Origin of the sequence: Jeotgalibaca caeni, assembly GCF_028863945.1 — a bacterium.
Taxonomy (GTDB): domain Bacteria; phylum Bacillota; class Bacilli; order Lactobacillales; family Aerococcaceae; genus Jeotgalibaca; species Jeotgalibaca caeni.
Genome location: NZ_JARBEA010000027.1, coordinates 16,669 through 35,685 on the forward strand (window position 1 = coordinate 16,669; position 19,017 = coordinate 35,685).

A 19,017-nucleotide genomic window follows, 5' to 3' on the forward strand; every position below is an offset into this window, starting at 1 on the left:
TGATTTTTTCCGACAGTGTATGAAGAACGAAATGACAGCAATGATATTAGCCGGGGGACAAGGAACTCGACTAGGAAAACTAACACGCGAGACAGCGAAACCAGCTGTTCCCTTCGGTGGCCGCTATCGAATTATCGATTTTGTATTAAGTAACTGCACGAACTCGGGCATTTCCCATGTCGGGGTTGTTACTCAATATCAACCGCTCGAATTAAACGATCACATTGGAAACGGAGAGTCTTGGGGATTGAACGGACACAGCCGTGACGTAACCATCCTTCAACCGTATACAAGTGCAGATGGAGAAAATTGGTTTAGTGGTACAGCGCATGCGATTACCCAAAATATTACTTATATTGACTCACATGATCCTGAATATGTATTGGTTCTTTCTGGTGACCATATTTATAAAATGGACTATGATGCAATGCTTCAATACCACAAACAAATGAATGCCGATTTAACGGTAGGTGTTATTCCAGTAACATTAGAGGAAGCATCCCGTTTCGGAATCATGAATACAGATGAAGAAAATCGGATTATCGAATTCGAAGAAAAACCAGAACATCCAAAAAACAACCTAGCTTCCATGGGAATCTACATCTTTAATTGGAAGAAATTACGCAAATACTTAAAAGAAGACCAAGAAACAGATAAGAAACTAGTCGACTTCGGACATGACGTGATCCCTGCTTACCTAGCTAACGAAGAAGACATTTATGCATATGCCTTTACAGGTTATTGGAAAGATGTAGGAACCATTGACAGCTTATGGGAAGCAAATATGGAATTCCTTGACCCTGAAAACAGTTTGCATATTCATGATGATGAATGGCGCATTTACACGAAAAATCCAATATCCCCACCTCAATTCTTATCAGAAAAATCGGAATTGAAACATGCACTTGTGGCAGATGGGTGCTTTATTGAAGGAGCAGTCAGAAATTCACTTGTTTCCCAAAACGTTCAAATTGGTGAAGGATCGCTTGTCAAAGACAGTGTCATCATGGCAAATGCGAAAATTGGCAAAAATGTGGAGATTGACCATGCCATCGTAGGGGAATATGCCGTTTTGAGTGATGGAGCCAAACTAATTGGCAAGCAAGGAGAAATAAAAGTAGTTGGGTTTGCAGAAGAGATCGGAGGGACAGATAATGATAAGAAATAGTATTAGTACCATTATGAGTTTGACTGATCCCAGCAATAAAGATTTACATCCTATGACAAGAGTTCGTCCCGTAGCGGCTTTACCGATTGCAGCTAGATATCGGGCGATTGATGTTGCTTTATCAAATGTTAGCCACGCTGGAATCAAGTCAGTAGCTATGTTTATTGGTGGGAGTGGTCGTTCCATTTATGACCATATTCGTAGCGGATCTGCTTGGGACTTAGAGTCACGCTTAAGTGGAGGTATTTTCACGTATTCCCAAACCTATCTCAAGCAACGGATGGGTGACGAAGGCTTTGACGAAAATGACTTCTATGTCAATCATCGCGAATTCTTGAAAAAGTCTCGTACCGAATACGTACTGGTAACAGGTGGAAGAATGATTGTTAATCTCGATATTTTAGATTTACGTAACTATCACGTGGATCATGATGCAGACATGACAATCGCTTATAAAAAAGTACCCGTAGACAAGGTGAAGGGTCACCCTTATGAAAAAGTCGTGAAATTGGATCGTGACGAAGATGTTGTGGGATTTGTTTCCAGTGATGAAGCAGACTTCGTTGAAGAGACTACCAACCAATTTTTAAATATTTACTTCCTTTCCGTGAAGCAAATGCTTGAAATATTGAAACGTGCAACAAAAGAAGGCATTCATATGGATGTGGACCGGTTGTTGGCCTACTATTCACAGTTCCATCAAGTGAAAGCCTATGAGTATACGGGACCACTTATGAATCTGGATTCTATCCAAGCCTACTATGAAGCGAACATGGCATTATTGGATAAACAGAACTATGCAGATTTCTTCTTAAGTGAACACAACATTATTACCAAAGCGAAAAATGAACCGCCTACTTACTATTCCAGTTCAGCAAACGTGAAGGGTTCTCTCTTCGCTACTGGTTGCTACATCGATGGTACAATCGAAAATTCCGTTGTGTTCCGTAAAGTTACTGTTGCAAAGGATGCGGAAGTTCGTCACTCCGTATTGATGCAAGGAGCAACGATTTGCGAAGGAGCGGTGGTAGAATACTGCATCCTCGATAAAAACGTTACGGTCGAACCAGGCGTTGTGGTAAGAGGTACGAAAGACAATCCAATCATTCTGGAAAAGAATGAAACAGTTGCAACTTCGAGGTGATCACAAAGATGAAAATTCTATTTGCAGCGTCAGAAGCGGCTCCCTTTTTCAAAACAGGTGGATTAGGGGACGTGGCTCACGCCTTACCAAAAGAATTGGCTAAAAAAGGTATCGATATTCGAGTCGTGCTGCCTTATTACAGCGCGATGCCACAAAAATACCAAGACATGACGGAAGATGTTCTAAACTTTACGATAAAAGTTGGTTTGAAAGATGTGTATTGTGGAATTAAGACTCTTCAACTAGATGGTATTACTTATTATTTTATTGATAATCAAGACTATTTTTACCGTCCTTCTTTATATGGGCATTGGGATGATGGCGAGCGTTTCGGCTTCTTCTCTATGGCCATTATTGAAATGATGGAAAAGGTAGACTTCATACCGGATGTCATTCACGTAAATGACTGGCAAACGGCCATGGTACCAGTCTTGCTCGTTGATAAATATCACTGGATTGAAGCGTATCAATCCATCCGTAAAGTATTAACCATTCATAACATCCTGTTCCAAGGTATTTATAACCCAGAAATTCTTTATCATGTTTTCGGCACAGGAACGAATATTCTACGTGAAGACGGCGTGTATTACTATGGGGATGTGAACTACTTAAAAGGTGGGATTAACTTTTCCGATGTAGTTACAACGGTCAGCCCGTCGTATGCAAATGAAATTCAAACTCCTGAATTCGGGATGGGACTAGAGGGCGTTCTGCAATATAACAGTTGGAAGATCCGCGGTATCATTAATGGAATTGACTATGAAATGAATGATCCCTCTGCTGATCCACGCATACCGTATCACTATTCAAAACAAGAGAAGAGCGGGAAGGCGAAGAATAAACGAGCCTTGCAGGAAAGGGTTGGTTTACCAGTAGAAGCGGATATCCCAATCCTTGCGAGTGTCAGTCGCTTGACGAGTCAAAAAGGATTCCAGCTTATTCAAGAGAAGATGGAAGAACTAGTACATACGCGTGAGGTTCAAATTATTATTTTAGGAACCGGTGATGAGGAGTTTGAACGTTCTTTCCTTTATTTCCAAGAAAAATATCCTGATAAAGTTCGCTCGATCATTGATTTTGATATTGAGCTGGCCCAACAGATTTATGCTGGAGCAGATTTATTCTTGATGCCTTCTGCGTTTGAGCCATGTGGTTTATCGCAAATGATTTCCATGCGGTATGGAACCTTGCCGCTTGTCCATGAGACGGGTGGGTTGAAAGATACCGTTGTACCATATAACTTTGCTACGGGTGAAGGTACTGGTTTTAGTTTCAATGGATTTAACAGCTATAACTTGCTAGGAACCATTTATCGAGCTCTGGATGTTTATGAAAAGCAACCGAAAGCTTGGGAAATGTTAATGGATCAAGCAATGGAAGCTGATTTCAGCTGGCAACAGCCTGCTCTGGATTATATTGAAATTTATGAATCGTTGTTGTAGGGGATGAGGAAAACGGAGGTTCTCCATGATAGCCATTACGTCGAAACAATTTAAAGATGACTATGTAAAGATGTTTGAACAAGTATATGCGTACAATTATCAAGAAGGAACGAGACGAGAGCAATTTGAAGTACTTGGTTCTTTAATTAAGAAGTACTATATGAAAGATTGGAAGAAGACAATCGAGGCTTACAAGGAAAACAAAGAAAAGCAAGTCTACTATTTTTCAATGGAATTTTTGCCAGGGCGGATGCTGAAAAGTAACTTATGGAACCTTGGACTGACATCTGTAGTGGCAACTGGTCTAGCGGAACTTGGGTTAGACTTGGATGAAGTGGCGGAAGGAGAAGTGGACCCAGCCCTTGGGAACGGCGGGTTGGGGCGCCTTGCTTCTTGCTTTATGGATTCCATTGCATCCAATGGATTATCCGGCCATGGAAACGGAATCCGCTACCGATATGGTCTCTTCAAACAAAAATTTATTGACGGTTATCAGATTGAATTGCCAGAGAATTGGTTGCGAAATGGAAATGTGTGGGAAGTCCGGAAAGAAAATAAGGCAGTTATTGTCCGTTTTGGCGGCAATGTAGTGATGGAACAAGATGAAGCTGGCAATCTCTATCCGCGGTATGAACATACTCGCAACATTTTAGCTGTACCATACGATACTCCGCAAGTTGGTTTCCGAAATGGGAATATGAACAATCTACGTTTATGGTCTGCTGAGATTCCGTATGGGGAAGAGTACTTATTCCGTACAGAAGAAGAGCGAGATGAAGTGAAGCAGATTACAGAAGTTTTGTATCCAGATGATTCTAACTATGAAGGACGCCGATTACGGATTAAACAAGAATATTTCTTTTCTTCAGCAGGTGTACAAAGTATTATTCGTTACTTTAAGACACTAGAGGAAGATTGGAGCTTATTCCCAGATAAGATTGCCATTCACATTAATGATACGCATCCTGCTCTCGTTGTACCTGAACTAATGCGAATTCTCCTTGATGAGGAAGGGTTATCGTGGGAGCAAGCGTGGGAAATCACGAAGAAAACCATCAGCTATACCAACCATACCATTCTTCAAGAAGCGATGGAGCGGTGGAATATAGAGATGATTCAAAGTCTGCTTCCGAGAATTTATCAAATCATCGAAGAAATCAATCGTCGTCATATTGAGAAGAAAATTCCTTTGTATGGCGAAGAACTAACGTATCGAACCGCTATTCTTCAAGACGGACAGGTTCACATGGCTAACCTTGCTATTATTGGCAGCCATAGTGTGAATGGTGTAGCCCGTCTGCATACAGACATTTTAATGGAACAAACCTTGCGAGATTTCTATATTATGTATCCGAATAAATTTAATAACAAAACCAATGGGATTACTCATCGTCGCTGGATTCACATTGCGAATCCGGGACTTACCCGATTGCTGGATGATGTGATTGGCGAAGAGTGGAAGAGTAATCCAGATGAATTGAAATTATTAAAGGCGTTTGCCAATGACAAAGAGATCTTAAAACGGATTGAAGAGGTAAAACTTGCTAATAAGAAACGGTTTGCGGCCTATGTAAAAGAAGAAAAAGGCATTGAAATTGATCCAACGGCTATTTTCGATGTGCAGATCAAGCGACTCCATGCCTACAAACGACAATTATTAAATGTCTTACATATTTTGGACCGCTACAATCAGCTGAAAGATCAACCGGATATGACCATGCCAAAACGTGTCTTTATTTTTGGGGCGAAGGCAGCTCCAAGCTATCACTACGCCAAGCAGATTATTAAGTTAATCAATGCAGTAGCAGAGCTAGTGAATAATGACCAAGAGATGAAGGATCAGATTAAAGTTGTATTTGTCGAGAACTATGGAGTTTCTTTAGCTGAATTAATTATTCCTGCGGCTGATGTAAGTGAGCAGATTTCTCTCGCCGGTAAAGAAGCCTCTGGGACAAGTAACATGAAGTTAATGGCAAATGGCGCCTTAACGATGGCTACGATGGACGGGGCGAACATTGAGATACATGAAGCAGTGGGTAATGAGAATATGTATGTCTTTGGTTTAAGTAATGAAGAAGTTCAAAGCTACTACGAAAACCATACCTACCATTCACGCAACCTTTATGAAGGGAATCCTCGTTTGAAACGAGTTCTCAATATGCTGATAGATGGTTCCATTCCAGGTCTCCACGATGAAGGTCAAGATATTTTTGATAGCTTAATAAAATTTAATGACGAGTATTTCTTATTAAAAGACTTCGATAGTTATCTTCAAGCACAGCGTCATGTAGATCAAGATTATCTAGACCGTGAGAAATGGAATAAGATGGCACTTATGAATATTGCTCAATCAGGTCGCTTTTCGGCTGACTATACAATCCAGCGCTACGCAGAAGAAATTTGGCTTCTACACCCAAGGGTCGCTGAAGCGAAATCTTAACGAATATAAAAAGAGTGTCAAAACGCTTCTGTTTTCGCGTTTTGACACTCTTTTACTTTTCTTTTTTAGAGAATAAATAGTTTTTTCTTCTGCTTCATCAAATAGTTCCAGTGTATTGGCATCCACTTGTCTGATAGTAATTCCATAGCCGTATCGATCTTGGAGAAATAATTCCTGTTCATTGCTCTTAATTAATGTTAGATCTAGATTTTTCCCATTCATCGTTAACTTGGGTTCGTTATGGATGTGGAGTAAGAAAGATTGGTCTTGCGTCAGCCAATTGCCGGTCAGATTGTTCAAGGAAAGTTGTCTTTGATGTTTCTTTTTCTTTAATAACCCACTCTTCATTAAGACAGGCGTCACACCAATCACGACAGAACAGGCTAGCAAGACTTGTTTTTGTATTTTCTTTAAGTTCACCATTTATACACCCTTTACCGTTCATTACTTTATAAGTATATTCCTTTTTTAATGAAATGCTATGGTTGTTATGCTACAAAATGATTACAAATGTGCGTCTTAATTTTTCATTGCGGTTCCTGCTGTGATTTGGTATCCTATCAGTACGCGCATGAGAATTAGATTAGAGAAATGTAGGGGTCAAGCGATGAAAGTAATTAAATTTGGAGGAAGCTCATTAGCCAATGCACAACAGCTTCAAAAAGTTTTAGCAATCGTACAGGCGGATGCGGAAAGAAAGATTGTAGTCGTTTCTGCACCTGGGAAGCGTGATGCAAGGGACAAAAAGGTAACGGATTTGCTAATTGAGTTTGCCAAACTCGTTGCAGAAGAAGCTCCTTATGAATCTGTTTACCAAACCATCTTAGAGCGATATCGAGAAATTGTTATCGAGTTACATTTGGCAGAAAGCATTATGCAAACAATCGAGAAACATTTCGAGAAATTATTACGTACTTCTTTTTATTCAGAATCATTACGGGAAGATGCATTTAAAGCGAGTGGGGAAGATTGTCACGCAAAATTAATCGCAGCTTATTTTGCTGAATCTGGATTAAATGCCCGCTATATGAATCCCAAAGACGCGGGTATCTTTGTAACCAGCACTCCGGGAAATGCACAAATTCTGCCTGAATCGTATAACTTCTTAGCCCAGCTTCGCAGCACAGAAGAGGTATTGGTTATTCCAGGATTCTTCGGCTATAACGAGAAGGATGAAATTATTACTTTCTCAAGAGGCGGTTCAGATATTACGGGTGCGATTGTAGCCAATGGAGTCCAGGCAGATGTATATGAAAACTTCACGGATGTGGACGCCATTTACGTTGCAAACCCGAATCACGTAGAGGAACCGAAGAAAATTCATCAGTTAACCTATTCAGAAATGCGAGAATTATCTTATTCAGGATTTTCTGTTTTTCATGATGAAGCATTACTGCCAGCATTTTCTTCTGGAATTCCTGTGCATGTGAAAAATACCAATAATCCCAATGGGCAAGGAACTATGATTACCCGTTCGCGGCCAAGAACAGATCACATTTTATCTGGGATTGCTAGTTCGAGTGGTTTTATTAGTATTCATATTAGTAAGTATTTAATGAACCGGGAAATCGGCTTTATTCGCCGAGCCGCAGAGATTTTTGAAGATTTAGGCTTGTTACTGGAGCATTTGCCATCTGGAATTGACGAAATGACCATTATTTTACGAAGAGACCAGTTAACACCTGGTAAACAAGCTGCACTCTTGTATCGTTTGAAGAATGAACTTCAAGCAGATGATGTTCACATCGAAGCGAATATTTGTTTACTCATGTTAGTGGGGGAAGGCATGGTGCAATCGGTCGGAACTACGGCCCGAGCTGCTCAAGCATTGGCAGACGCAGGGATTAACTTGTTGATGATTAACCAGGGATCTTCTGAAATCAGTATTATGTTTGGCATTGACGAAAAATATGAAGCAAAAGCTGTGCAGGCCATTTATGGCGCTTTCTTTTGATAAAGAAGCTCACTTGATATATAAAGCTAATTTATGTATCAAGTGGCTTCTTTTTTATGCCCAAGAGGAGTCTTAAGCCATTGAGAATGACTAAAATCGTGCTTCCTTCGTGCCCGATAACGCCAAGAGGGAGATTGATGTACTGGAATAAATTTGCTCCAATTAAGAAGAGGATGACTATTAAAGAAAACAGGATATTCTGCAAGGTAATTCTCCGCAACTTATTTGATAGTTCGTACGTGTAAGCTAGATAATGTAACTCATCTTTCATCAAGACGACATCTGCTGTTTGCATGGCAATGTCTGTACCGCCGCCCATCGCAATACCGACATCAGAATGAGCCAAAGCCGGTGCATCGTTAATTCCATCTCCTACCATGGAGACCATTTGATACGTTTGCTGTAATTCTTTTAAGATGTGGGTTTTTTCTTCCGGCAAGCAGTTCGCACGATATTCATTAAGCCCTAGTTCTTTTGCAATGGTTGCTGCAGTAGCTTCATGATCGCCGGTAATCATGATGGTATGAATGTTATTTTCTTTTAAGAAGGCAATGGTTGCTTTCGCATCGGTCTTCGGAGTGTCGAGTAGAGCGAAGGTAGCGACCACTTCATCGTCTTTGGAAAGATAGATCACTGTTTTCCCATCTTCTTGTAAATGACTTGCTTCGTCCACCAGTTCGTTTCGTTGAGCGGGAGAAGTTAGAATAAATGGTTCTTTTCCTATTTTCCACTGGCTATTTTGATAGGTTCCCGTCAAACCGAAGCCCGTCAAGTCTTCTCGGTCCTCCAACGTGATGGAAGAATATTCTTGTTCTCTTAAAAATGCAAGAAGAGCGGAAGCGATTGGATGAGTAGAATCATGCTCTAAAGACTCCACGATTGCAAATATTATTGAAGGATCCGTTTCTGGCTTCCGATTAAAATTTGTTACTCTAGGTTTTCCTTCAGTTAGGGTGCCGGTTTTGTCGAAGGCCATACAATCGATGCGACCAAAGTTCTCAATTGCAATACCGCCCTTGAATAAAATTCCTTGCTTTGCTGCATGGCTGATTGCAGAAAGGGTAGCAGGTGTGGCAGAAGCCACTAAGGCGCAGGGGGAGGCAACCGTGAGTAAAACCATGCCGCGATAAAATGATTCATTCCACGTCCAGTCGAGGCCCCAGTAAAAGACAGCAATCATTAATGGGACCATTACAAGAACCACTTTTACATACGTGTTCTCTAATCGATTGATCAAGCTCGCAGTATGAGAAGGAGTGTTTTGAGCGGTTTGCACGAGTCGAATGATGTTTGCAAACAGGGTATCCTTGCTTCGTTTGGTTACTTCCATCTGAATCGCTTCCTGTAGATTGATCGTACTGGCATAGAGATCGTCTGTTGCTTTCTTTTCCTTCGGTATCGATTCACCGGTAATCGCAGATTCATCCAACAAGGCACGACTACCTAGTAGAATGCCGTCCGTTGGCACACTTTCTCCTTTTGGAACCAAAACTCGATCGCCTATTTGCAGCTCCTCGATGGAAACTTCTTCCAATTGATTCGAAGACAAGTAGCGTTTTGCTGTTGTAGGAACAACTTTCATCAGAGCGGTGATGGCTTCGGTACTCTTATTGGTGGCATATTCTTCCAGAGACCCGGACAGGGAGAAGATAAAAATCAAGAGTGCTCCTTCCAACCAGTAGCCAATCAGTGAAGCACCAATGGCAGCGAGAACCATTAAGATATCCACATTCAGCCGTTTGTTTTTCCAGGTATCTCTGATTCCTTCTGTTGCTTGATGGAAGCCACCGATGATAAAAGAAAGAACAAATACAGCAGCAGAGAGTGTCTCCATACCTTGATAATTTAAGAGAATCCCGAGGAGGATCAATGCGCCGCTAACGAGGGTTGCTACCATCGGTTTATTAGATTTCCATAACTTTTTCATGATGTACACCTCTTTCTACTTACACAGTAGCATGTTTTCGTAACAAATTTCACCAAATAGTGCTAATTGTGAATGACTATCATTCTCAGTTATCATATTTTATTCAAACATTTTTCCTATAGCGCTTCGATAGGAAAAATGTTTCATCTATGTTATATTAAGAGTAAGATGAAGGCTATAAAAAGACAAAGGTGGCGTGAACCATGTTTAACTTTTTCAAGAAAAACAAAAAAGAAGAGTCAACACCAATAGAGAAGAAAAATTTGTATGCACCTTGTAACGGAAGAGTTGTGCCAGTAACAGAAGTAGCAGATCCAGTATTTTCCCAAAAAATGATGGGTGACGGCTATGCAGTTATTCCAGAAGATGGAGCAATCTATTCACCTGTAGAAGGTAAAATTCTAAGTGTGTTCCCAACGAAACATGCAATTGGTATTCAGATGGAAGATGGATTGGAAATTTTAATCCACATGGGATTAGACACAGTAGAGATGAATGGGAAACCATTTGAAACTCACGTTGCAGAAGGCGATACAGTTACAGCAGATACAAAGGTTGCTACTTGTGACTTGGCTGCTCTAGCAGAAGCAGGAAAAGATAACGCAATGGTGGTTGTCATTACAAACATGGATAAAGTAAAAGAATATGAGTTGACTGCTGAAGGAACTGTTTCGGCGAGACAAGTAGTCGGTACGGTATTACATAAATAATTGCGAAATAAAAACGAGACCGGAACATATAGATGTTCCAGTCTCGTTTTTTTTCTCTCTACTATTTATTTCTGTCACACACTCAATATAATACACATACACATTCTGGTGCATGTACATCTTTTTGAACAAGGGTCAACTTGCCTGTAAGATCGTCACGTTCAAACAAAGTTAAGTTGTCGGAGTCTTGATGGCCAACAATCAAATATCGCTCTCCCGGTGCGAAATTGAAGTCACGTGGCGTATTGCCTTCAGTCGGCACATACTCTACGAGTGACAAGCGGTCATCTAGATCGGATACTTCGTATACCACAATCGAATCATGTCCCCGATTGGACGCATATACGTATTTTCCGTCTTTCGTTATACGAATGGCCGCGCCGCCGTTGAAAGACGTATGTGATTCTGGAATCATGGAAATCCGGTCTTGGTAAGTCAAACTGCCATCTTCTTTGTTGTAAGAGAGCACTTCCACTTCACTGCTAAGTTCTCCTAACAAATAAACCGTTGTTCCGTTTGGATGGAATACAAGGTGACGTGGTCCCGTACCCGGTTTAGCTTTGTAGCGGGAAGATTCCGTTAGTTTCCCATCTTCTGAAACGGTATAGCTGTAGACCTCATCCGTTCCTAAGTCACAAACCATTAGGTACTTCCGATCAGGCGAATATTCTGTATAGTGGACGTGAGGGGCATCTTGGTTTTCATGCGTGCTGCTTCCTTCATGCTGGACACGGTCTGCAAGCGTAATCGAACCATCTGACTGTTCCTTATAAACGGAAACATACCCTTTATGGTAGCTAGCGGTGAACAGGAGACCATTTGCTTCGTCTAAGGAAATGTAGCAAGGCGGTACTGCTTCTGAAGAATTAGAAGCTTTTTTCGTGTATGTTCCATCTGTTTCCTTCGTAAATGATGTGATGCCAGCACCTTCATCTTCCTTAGAAATGGTATACATGGTTTCCTTGTCACTTGAAAAAGTCAAATAAGTAGGGGATTCTACTTCCGCAATCAGGCGGTAATCTTTTAACTCCTTTTTTTCAGCGTCCAACGTTATTTGATGCACACCTTTACTTTCGCGTTTCGTATAAGAGCCTAAATACAATGTGTATTCCATCTGTGACATCCTCCTTTTGTAGTGGTTACTCTACTTAGTAGTATAGCAAACTTTTATGAAAAAACTTTCGAAAACCATTTCTCGATTCTTTATAAAAATTAAAAACAGCAAAACGTTTTTTAAGGGCAGAGTATGCTAAAATGAAGATAATTATTGGGTAAAGGAGTTTACATATGAAAAGTAAAATCATCCGTATTGGAAAGGACGCCGTCAACGAGAAAGAGCCAATTTTGATCCTTTTTGGAGATCGTGCAACCGCCGCAATTGAGAATGTTTCAGTTATACAAACGTTTACTGAAACTGCGGAAGATTTTCAGTTAGTAAAAGGAGACATTATTCGTATCGGCGATCAAGACTTTACAATCGAACATGTTGGAAACAACGTTCAAGCCAACTTGAATACCATTGGTCATATTACAATTGTATTTAGTGAATTTAATGAGAATCACTTTTTAGAAACAAGCGTTTATGCTTCTCCTCACCATCTTCCACGACTAGAAGTTGGAATGGAAATCCAATACCAATCGAATCGTGTGCAGAAAGGGTAGTGAACTCTTATGGAAAAAAGCCCGAGAAGAATGCGTTCTTCTGTTTATCGACTTTCCTGGTTTGAGAAATGGATTCTTAATAACAAATTTGTCACTTCGTTGATTATTATCTTGTTGATTTTGCTTATTATTTTGATTTTTTCACAGATTTCTCACGTATTCAAACCAATAGGCAGCTTCTTCAGTATTCTAGGGTTTCCATTAATTTTAAGTGGAATTCTCTACTATCTGATGAATCCAGTTGTAAAATGGTTGGAGTCGAGAGGATTCAAGCGTACGTGGTCCATCTGGCTCGCTTTCTTAGTCCTATTTCTCTTAATTATTTGGGGCTTTGCTATTTTAATTCCGGTAATTCGAGAACAAACGCTAGGTATTATTGAAGACATTCCGCAATACTGGGTGACGCTGGATAAGATGTTTGTTGATTTATTTGAATACGAATGGTTCTCTGATCTTCAACAACAGTTTTCTGAAATCAACAGTAACATTATTGAATATGTCACCAATTGGGCAAATAATTTACTTTCGAATACCGTTTCCGGCCTTACAAATGTAGTAGGCGCATTGACGAATATTTTTGTTGGCATTATTACCATGCCCATTATTCTGTATTATTTGCTGAAAGAGGGAGAAAAGCTACCCGCTAACATCTTGCTGTTTCTACCGAATAAACATCGTGAGTCTGTTTATATGCTGTTAAGCAAAGTTAATTCGCAAATAAGCCAATATGTTCGCGGACAAATTATTGTCGCTTTTTTCGTCGGTTTAATGTTTGTCATTGGGTATTCCGTTATTGGCTTGAACTATGGCGTGGTGTTAGGTGTTCTAGCAGGATTCTTGAATATCATTCCGTATCTGGGGTCCTTCATGGCAATGGTTCCAGCGGTTATAGTAGCTCTTGTTCACTCACCGCTGATGTTGGTGCAAGTGCTCATTGTCTTTAGTATTGAACAGTTTATTGAAGGAAGAGTAATTTCTCCGCAAATTTTAGGAAGCAACCTTTCCATCCACCCGGTCACCATCATCACCGTTTTATTGACGGCAGGGAAGTTGTTTGGTCTAGTTGGATTTGTATTAGGAATTCCTGGCTATGCAGTACTAAAAGTTGTGTTCATGCATGTTTTTGAGTGGTACAAAAACTACTCTGGTCTTTATGAAGAGGATGACTTCACCTTTCATGACGAGCCAATTTTAATTGATTCCCATGAAGAAATGGAAGAAGAAACGAAATAAGAATTCAGAGGCGAGGGACTTTCTCGCCTCTTTTTTGTATACCAGAAGTTTAAAATTGACGAAGGTGACAGGTTGTCATATAATATAGAGGTGTCAAAAATGCAGACCATGGAATAGGAAAGAGGTGAACTCATGCCGAAGCAAACTTTTTTTAATTTACCGACTGAAAAGAAAGAACGATTGCTCCAAGCTGCTTATCAAGAATTTTCGAGTGTGTCGTTGGAAGAGGCTTCTATTAATTCCATCATCCATCATTCTGAAATTTCAAGAGGCAGCTTTTATCAATATTTTGAAGATAAGGAGGATCTGTACTTCTATTGTCTGTACTTGTTAAAAGAAGGTCTGAAAGAAGAAGTAGAGCAGTGTTTTGTCCAAGAAAATGGGAATCTCGTTGTTGGACTCGAGAAGGCTTTTTTTGTCCTCTATGAGCACTACATGAAAGGCGAAAACACGGCGTTCTACCATCAATTCTTTGTAGATATGTCCTATCGTAAAAGTAACCATATGATTGACAAAGATGCAACGCACGAAGATCAAAATCACCATAGTATTGTATTGGAAAAATTAGCAAAATTAATTAATCAAGAAAACTTGGTATTTGAATCTCAAGAAGAATTGATTCAGTTTTTACAATACATTTTTCAGATGATACATTGGACGATTTCGAAAGTGTGTTTGCAGAATTTGACAGAAGAAAATGCTTATGGAATTGTGAAACAAAGACTTTCCTGGATGGCAAATGGCATTATAAAAAAAGAACAAAAATAAAGGAGGCTACCTCTCTATGATAGAATTAGGGAAGCGTATATCATGGAAAGCCGTACTGGGTTCCATTATATTTATCATTATCCAAGTCTTCGCAGAATTGAATCTGCCGAATATGACTTCCAATATTATTAACAACGGGGTGGCCACAGGGAATATTAATTACATCTGGCGCACCGGAATCATCATGATTTTATTAACAATCGTTACGGTTTTAGCGGCCATTTGTGGCGTATATATTTCTGCACGGGAAGCACAACGTGTAGGGAAGCAAATAAGAGGGGATATTTATCATAAAGTTATGTCCCTTTCAAAAGACAAAGTCAATCAAATCGGATCTGCGTCCTTGATCACGCGTTCAACGAACGATGTGGAGCAAGTGCAATTAGTTCTCATGATGTTCTTGCGCATGATGATGTTTGCTCCGATTATGGGAATTGGTGCAGCAGTCTTGTCCTACTCCCAAAGTCCAGATTTGGCACGGGTATTCTTTGTTTCCGTTCCCGTTTTGATTACCTTGTTGGCTCTTATTATGGGTTCAGCAGTACCGTTATTTAAGAAAATTCAACAAAAAACCGACCGATTAAACTTGATTTTTCGGGAAGGGCTAACAGGGGTTCGGGTAATTCGTGCTTTTAATAAAAGTGAATACGAAGAAGCTCGTTTTGCTGAAGCCAATAAAGACTTTATGGCTAATAACGTAAAAGCCATGTCCATCATTAGTTTCCTAATGCCAGTCATGACTCTCGTTTTAAGTGGAACAAACATCGCCATCATTTTAATCGGTGGAGATTACATTGCATTAGGAGATATGCCCGTTGGAAACTTGGTAGCGTTCATTAACTATTCAGCTATGTTGTTATTTAGCTTTATGATGACATCGATGATTCTTACGATGATTCCTCGTGCTCAAGTTTCCGCTGCTCGTATTAACGAAGTATTGCGGATGGAAAGTACCATCCAAGACGGAACAGAGCAGATTGAAACCATTCCTGGTGAGAGAAAAGAATTACGTTTCGACAACGTAACGTATCAGTTCCCTCATGCAGAACGACCTGTCGTGCAAAATATTGATTTTGAAATAAAAGCAGGACAAACGTTGGCAATTATCGGTGGAACAGGTTCAGGTAAATCAACCGTTTCAAATTTAATTATGCGTTTCTACGATGCAACAGAGGGGAAAATAACCTTGAATGGAAAAGACTTGCGTCTGCTTTCCCAACATGATGTCCATAACCAAGTTGGCTATGTTCCTCAAAAGGCAAATCTGTTTTCTGGTACTATTCGCAGCAACATGCATTTCGGTAAAGGAGATGCAACGGATGAAGAAATCTGGAAAGCATTAGAGATTGCCCAAGCTAAAGACTTCGTGGAAGGATTAGAACTTGGACTCGACTCACCAGTTGAACAAGGTGGAACCAACTTCTCTGGAGGACAGCGTCAACGTCTATGTATCGCTCGAGCCATCGTGAAGCAACCGGATATTTATGTCTTCGATGATTCTTTCTCAGCATTAGACTTCAAGACAGATGCTTCCTTGCGCCGTGCTTTACGTTCAGAAATTACCGATTCAATCGTTGTAATCGTAGCCCAACGAATCAGTACTGTTAAGGATGCTGATTTGATTCTTGTGCTTGATAACGGTCAATTGGTTGGAAAAGGAAAACATGAAGAGTTACTCGAGAGCAGTGAAACATACTCTGAAATTATGAAATCGCAATTTAAGGAAGGTGAAGGAAAATGAGGAATGCACCTCGCCAAGTTGCCAAACCAAAAAACTTTTGGAAGACACTAAGACGGTTGTTCCGTTATATGTCTTTGAAAAAATGGCTTCTCTTATTGTCCTTCCTGTTATCAGCAACTGCAACCATTTTGCAGATCTTTACGCCACGGGTATTAGGTAGAGCAACTACAACAATTTTTAACGGTGTAACCCAAGGGATGCAAACCGGGGCAGACGGCGTGAGCCGCTTTCCCATAGACTTCGAAACCATTCGAAACATCTTAACCTTGGTCGCTATTTTATACATTAGTAATGCCGTATTAAGTTATATCGCCCAATTCACACTGGTTCGTATTGTTCAAAAAACAGTCTATGATCTACGCCAAGACTTCAAAGCGAAGATGACTCGTGTGCCGATCAGTTATTACGATACGAATAGTAACGGGGACATTATGAGTAGAGCAATCAATGACGTAGATAATGTAGCCCGTCAATTGGTTCAAACCGTAAACCAGACCATTATGAGTGTCGTTCAGTTCTTCGGGATTTTAATCATGATGCTGACCATCAGTTGGAAGCTGAGTATCATTGCCTTCCTGACGGTTCCAGTCAGTGCCTTCATTATCGCCAAGGTTGCACCTCTTTCGCAACGCTACTTCTCCCAACAACAAAAAGAACTTGGGAAGTTAAACGGACATATTGAAGAAACGTATGCAGGGCATACTGAAATTACCAGCTTCAATCAAGAAGAAAACGTAGTAGCCGAATTCGGTGAACAAAATGAAGTACTGTTCGGTGTTGCATGGAAAGCACAATTTATTTCTGGGATTCTGATGCCAATTATGAACATGGTAAAGAATTTTGGCTATGTATTCGTGGCTATCTTTGGTGGGATAGAAGTTGCGCGAGGAATGTTGCCATTAGGTGACGTTCAAGCGTTTCTAACTTATACCAACCAGTTCTCAGAACCAATGAAACAATTAACCAATATCTTAAATACGATTCAATCCATCATCGCTTCTACAGAACGTATTTTTGAAGTATTGGATGAAGACGAAATGGAAGATCTCTCAACCAACCAACCGCGTATGGAAACCGAGAATAAAGTTATTTTCGATCATGTGCGTTTTGGTTATGGAAACAATCCAGACTTGATGACAGACTTTAACCTGGATGTGAAGCCAGGAGAAATGATTGCCATTGTCGGACCGACTGGTGCGGGTAAGTCTACTTTGATTAACTTACTGGAGCGTTTCTATGACGTTCGAGGTGGAAGTATCAAACTTGATGGCATGGATGTACGGGACATTGATCGAGAAGAGTTGCATAAGCGCTTTGCAATGGTTCTTCAGGATACATGGCTCTTCAACGGTACCATATTTGATAATATTAAATACGGTGCACACGAAGAAGTATCTGACGAACAGGTATATCAAGCGGCGCGTACGGCTCATGCGGATGAGTTTATCCGGACATTACCAGAAGGTTATCAAACCATCTTGAACGAAGATGCAAGCAACATCTCGCAAGGCCAACGTCAACTCTTGACAATTGCACGTGCCTTTATAACCGATCCAGAAATTCTGATTCTCGATGAAGCTACATCCAGTGTCGATACTCGGACAGAAATTCTTATTCAACGAGCGATGAATAAATTGTTGACCGGCAGAACGAGTTTTGTAGTGGCGCATCGCCTTTCTACCATTCGTGACGCAGACAAAATTATTGTGATGAATCATGGGGACATCGTAGAGACTGGAAGCCATGATGAATTGATGGAACAAAACGGATTTTATGCTGATTTATATAACAGTCAGTTTGCAGTTGAAGAAGTATCTTAATGAAAAGAAAGTGCTCCAAAAGGCGTTAAGCTCCGAATCTTCTAACGCATACCATATCCGTAAGCAGCTAAAGCTGCAACGGTTATGGCAACTGGAACGAATAAGCGCAGGATGGTCGTAGACCATCTGAGCATTATTTCGGAAGCACTGTGGGCTGACGCCCAAGTGTATCATGCTTGTAAGCTGCTAAAGCAGCAACAATCATGACAAAGTGACGTCGGAGCTGCCTTTTGGAGCACGTTTACGTGGCAGACATTCGTATGGAGGGAGGAGGCTGGGACAAAAGTCCCAGCCTCCTTTTTTCGTATAAATATCTTTCTCTTATAAAAGAAAGGTGTTATACTTGTTATATAACAAGTAGCGAGAGGGGGGAGAACGATGCTGATTGAAATTGAAGCAAGTAGTCCAGTGCCTATTTATACACAGTTGATCAATCAAATAAAGAAGGCAATTGTAAAAGGAGAATTAAAAAGAGGAGAGATGCTTCCGAGTGTTCGCGTGTTGGCTGGAGATTTAGGTGTGAACATGCATACCATTAACAAAGCCTATAATCTAATGGTTGACGAAGGTATTTTATTAAAAAGTCAACGTGGCTATCTCGTTACTGAATCCAAACAACGTCCGGAAGAAGTAGAAGAACAATTGAAAGAGAAAATTGAAGAACTATTGATAGAAGTATATCTACATGAAGTTTCCTCAGAACACATCAAAGAATGGATGCAGGATACTGCAAGCCAATTAGAGAAGGAGTGGTAAGAGATGTGGTTTTTTGTCGGATTTATGTTTTTAATTTTTATTCTCATGGGGATTACAATAGGGATCACGCCATTTTACAGTCGTCAAGCTACTCCATTTGGGGTATCCGTACCTAAGAAGTATCCTTTCGTGGAACGATACAAGAAACGTTATGCCGTTTGGAACATTGCTTTTACCTGAATAATTCATAGTTTTTCTAAAATGCTCTCTAAGCGTTGTTCCAACACTGTTTTTTGTTTAGTTATCCGACAC

The 19,017-nt window shown here is 40.4% G+C and carries 15 protein-coding genes; 12 read left to right on the plus strand and 3 right to left on the minus strand.

Annotated elements, in window-relative coordinates:
* Nucleotides 1–19: 19 nt before the first annotated feature.
* Genes PVE40_RS07175 through PVE40_RS07190 form a run of 4 tightly spaced genes read left to right on the plus strand, consistent with a single transcriptional unit; the run spans nt 20 to nt 6,194 of the window.
* Nucleotides 20–1,168 (plus strand): glucose-1-phosphate adenylyltransferase, encoded by a 1,149-nt coding sequence (locus PVE40_RS07175; protein ID WP_274731206.1) that lies wholly within the window; start codon nt 20–22, stop codon nt 1,166–1,168.
* Nucleotides 1,155–2,312, plus strand: coding sequence for a glucose-1-phosphate adenylyltransferase subunit GlgD (gene glgD / locus PVE40_RS07180; protein ID WP_274731207.1), 1,158 nt, complete (start codon nt 1,155–1,157; stop codon nt 2,310–2,312). Before PVE40_RS07175 ends, glgD begins: the two co-directional genes overlap by 14 nt.
* 8 nt (nt 2,313–2,320) lie before the next feature.
* Nucleotides 2,321–3,754, plus strand: a complete 1,434-nt coding sequence (glgA, locus tag PVE40_RS07185) for a glycogen synthase GlgA (protein WP_274731208.1) — start codon at nt 2,321–2,323, stop codon at nt 3,752–3,754.
* Nucleotides 3,755–3,779: 25 nt separating this feature from the next.
* Nucleotides 3,780–6,194, plus strand: a complete 2,415-nt coding sequence (locus tag PVE40_RS07190; protein WP_420828519.1) for a glycogen/starch/alpha-glucan phosphorylase — start codon at nt 3,780–3,782, stop codon at nt 6,192–6,194.
* On the opposite strand, the gene PVE40_RS07195 is transcribed toward PVE40_RS07190, so the two are convergent.
* Nucleotides 6,162–6,617, minus strand: a complete 456-nt coding sequence (locus PVE40_RS07195; protein ID WP_274731209.1) for a DUF4828 domain-containing protein — start codon at nt 6,615–6,617, stop codon at nt 6,162–6,164. The two genes, PVE40_RS07190 and PVE40_RS07195, sit on opposite strands and share 33 nt — an antisense overlap.
* 184 nt (nt 6,618–6,801) lie before the next feature.
* Here PVE40_RS07195 and PVE40_RS07200 point away from each other — a divergent pair, with 184 nt between their 5' ends.
* Complete coding sequence (locus tag PVE40_RS07200; protein WP_274731210.1) at nt 6,802–8,148, plus strand: aspartate kinase; 1,347 nt, start codon at nt 6,802–6,804, stop codon at nt 8,146–8,148.
* A 31-nt stretch (nt 8,149–8,179) separates the two neighbouring features.
* On the opposite strand, the gene PVE40_RS07205 is transcribed toward PVE40_RS07200, so the two are convergent.
* Nucleotides 8,180–10,075, minus strand: a complete 1,896-nt coding sequence (locus PVE40_RS07205) for a heavy metal translocating P-type ATPase (protein WP_274731211.1) — start codon at nt 10,073–10,075, stop codon at nt 8,180–8,182.
* Between the two features lie 203 nt (nt 10,076–10,278).
* On the opposite strand from PVE40_RS07205, the gene PVE40_RS07210 reads away from it, so the two are divergent.
* Complete coding sequence (locus PVE40_RS07210) at nt 10,279–10,785, plus strand: PTS sugar transporter subunit IIA (RefSeq protein WP_274731212.1); 507 nt, start codon at nt 10,279–10,281, stop codon at nt 10,783–10,785.
* An 82-nt stretch (nt 10,786–10,867) separates the two neighbouring features.
* Here the strand turns inward: PVE40_RS07210 and PVE40_RS07215 are convergent, their stop codons facing one another.
* Nucleotides 10,868–11,899, minus strand: coding sequence for a lactonase family protein (locus tag PVE40_RS07215; protein ID WP_274731213.1), 1,032 nt, complete (start codon nt 11,897–11,899; stop codon nt 10,868–10,870).
* Between the two features lie 173 nt (nt 11,900–12,072).
* Here PVE40_RS07215 and PVE40_RS07220 point away from each other — a divergent pair, with 173 nt between their 5' ends.
* The 6 genes from PVE40_RS07220 to PVE40_RS07245 all read left to right on the plus strand — a co-directional run bounded on the left by PVE40_RS07220 (nt 12,073) and on the right by PVE40_RS07245 (nt 18,765).
* The gene (locus tag PVE40_RS07220) at nt 12,073–12,447 is read left to right on the plus strand and encodes a PTS glucitol/sorbitol transporter subunit IIA (protein WP_274731214.1); all 375 of its coding nucleotides are present in this window, start codon (nt 12,073–12,075) and stop codon (nt 12,445–12,447) included.
* 9 nt (nt 12,448–12,456) lie between these two features.
* Nucleotides 12,457–13,680, plus strand: coding sequence for an AI-2E family transporter (locus PVE40_RS07225; RefSeq protein ID WP_274731215.1), 1,224 nt, complete (start codon nt 12,457–12,459; stop codon nt 13,678–13,680).
* 132 nt (nt 13,681–13,812) lie between these two features.
* A complete protein-coding gene (locus PVE40_RS07230; protein WP_274731216.1) occupies nt 13,813–14,448 on the plus strand; it encodes a TetR/AcrR family transcriptional regulator in 636 nt (211 codons plus the stop codon).
* A 16-nt stretch (nt 14,449–14,464) separates the two neighbouring features.
* A complete protein-coding gene (locus tag PVE40_RS07235) occupies nt 14,465–16,189 on the plus strand; it encodes an ABC transporter ATP-binding protein (RefSeq protein WP_274731217.1) in 1,725 nt (574 codons plus the stop codon).
* Nucleotides 16,186–18,009, plus strand: coding sequence for an ABC transporter ATP-binding protein (locus PVE40_RS07240; protein WP_274731218.1), 1,824 nt, complete (start codon nt 16,186–16,188; stop codon nt 18,007–18,009). Before PVE40_RS07235 ends, PVE40_RS07240 begins: the two co-directional genes overlap by 4 nt.
* Nucleotides 18,010–18,387: 378 nt before the next feature.
* Nucleotides 18,388–18,765 (plus strand): GntR family transcriptional regulator, encoded by a 378-nt coding sequence (locus PVE40_RS07245; RefSeq protein WP_274731219.1) that lies wholly within the window; start codon nt 18,388–18,390, stop codon nt 18,763–18,765.
* Nucleotides 18,766–19,017: the final 252 nt, after the last annotated feature.

Coding starts and splice junctions, on each gene's coding strand:
- PVE40_RS07175 (WP_274731206.1), top strand. CDS start 20: ATGAAGAACGAAATGACAGCAATGATATTAGCCGGGGGACAAGGAACT.
- glgD (WP_274731207.1), top strand. CDS start 1,155: ATGATAAGAAATAGTATTAGTACCATTATGAGTTTGACTGATCCCAGC.
- glgA (WP_274731208.1), top strand. CDS start 2,321: ATGAAAATTCTATTTGCAGCGTCAGAAGCGGCTCCCTTTTTCAAAACA.
- PVE40_RS07190 (WP_420828519.1), top strand. CDS start 3,780: ATGATAGCCATTACGTCGAAACAATTTAAAGATGACTATGTAAAGATG.
- PVE40_RS07195 (WP_274731209.1), bottom strand. CDS start 6,617: ATGGTGAACTTAAAGAAAATACAAAAACAAGTCTTGCTAGCCTGTTCT.
- PVE40_RS07200 (WP_274731210.1), top strand. CDS start 6,802: ATGAAAGTAATTAAATTTGGAGGAAGCTCATTAGCCAATGCACAACAG.
- PVE40_RS07205 (WP_274731211.1), bottom strand. CDS start 10,075: ATGAAAAAGTTATGGAAATCTAATAAACCGATGGTAGCAACCCTCGTT.
- PVE40_RS07210 (WP_274731212.1), top strand. CDS start 10,279: ATGTTTAACTTTTTCAAGAAAAACAAAAAAGAAGAGTCAACACCAATA.
- PVE40_RS07215 (WP_274731213.1), bottom strand. CDS start 11,899: ATGGAATACACATTGTATTTAGGCTCTTATACGAAACGCGAAAGTAAA.
- PVE40_RS07220 (WP_274731214.1), top strand. CDS start 12,073: ATGAAAAGTAAAATCATCCGTATTGGAAAGGACGCCGTCAACGAGAAA.
- PVE40_RS07225 (WP_274731215.1), top strand. CDS start 12,457: ATGGAAAAAAGCCCGAGAAGAATGCGTTCTTCTGTTTATCGACTTTCC.
- PVE40_RS07230 (WP_274731216.1), top strand. CDS start 13,813: ATGCCGAAGCAAACTTTTTTTAATTTACCGACTGAAAAGAAAGAACGA.
- PVE40_RS07235 (WP_274731217.1), top strand. CDS start 14,465: ATGATAGAATTAGGGAAGCGTATATCATGGAAAGCCGTACTGGGTTCC.
- PVE40_RS07240 (WP_274731218.1), top strand. CDS start 16,186: ATGAGGAATGCACCTCGCCAAGTTGCCAAACCAAAAAACTTTTGGAAG.
- PVE40_RS07245 (WP_274731219.1), top strand. CDS start 18,388: ATGCTGATTGAAATTGAAGCAAGTAGTCCAGTGCCTATTTATACACAG.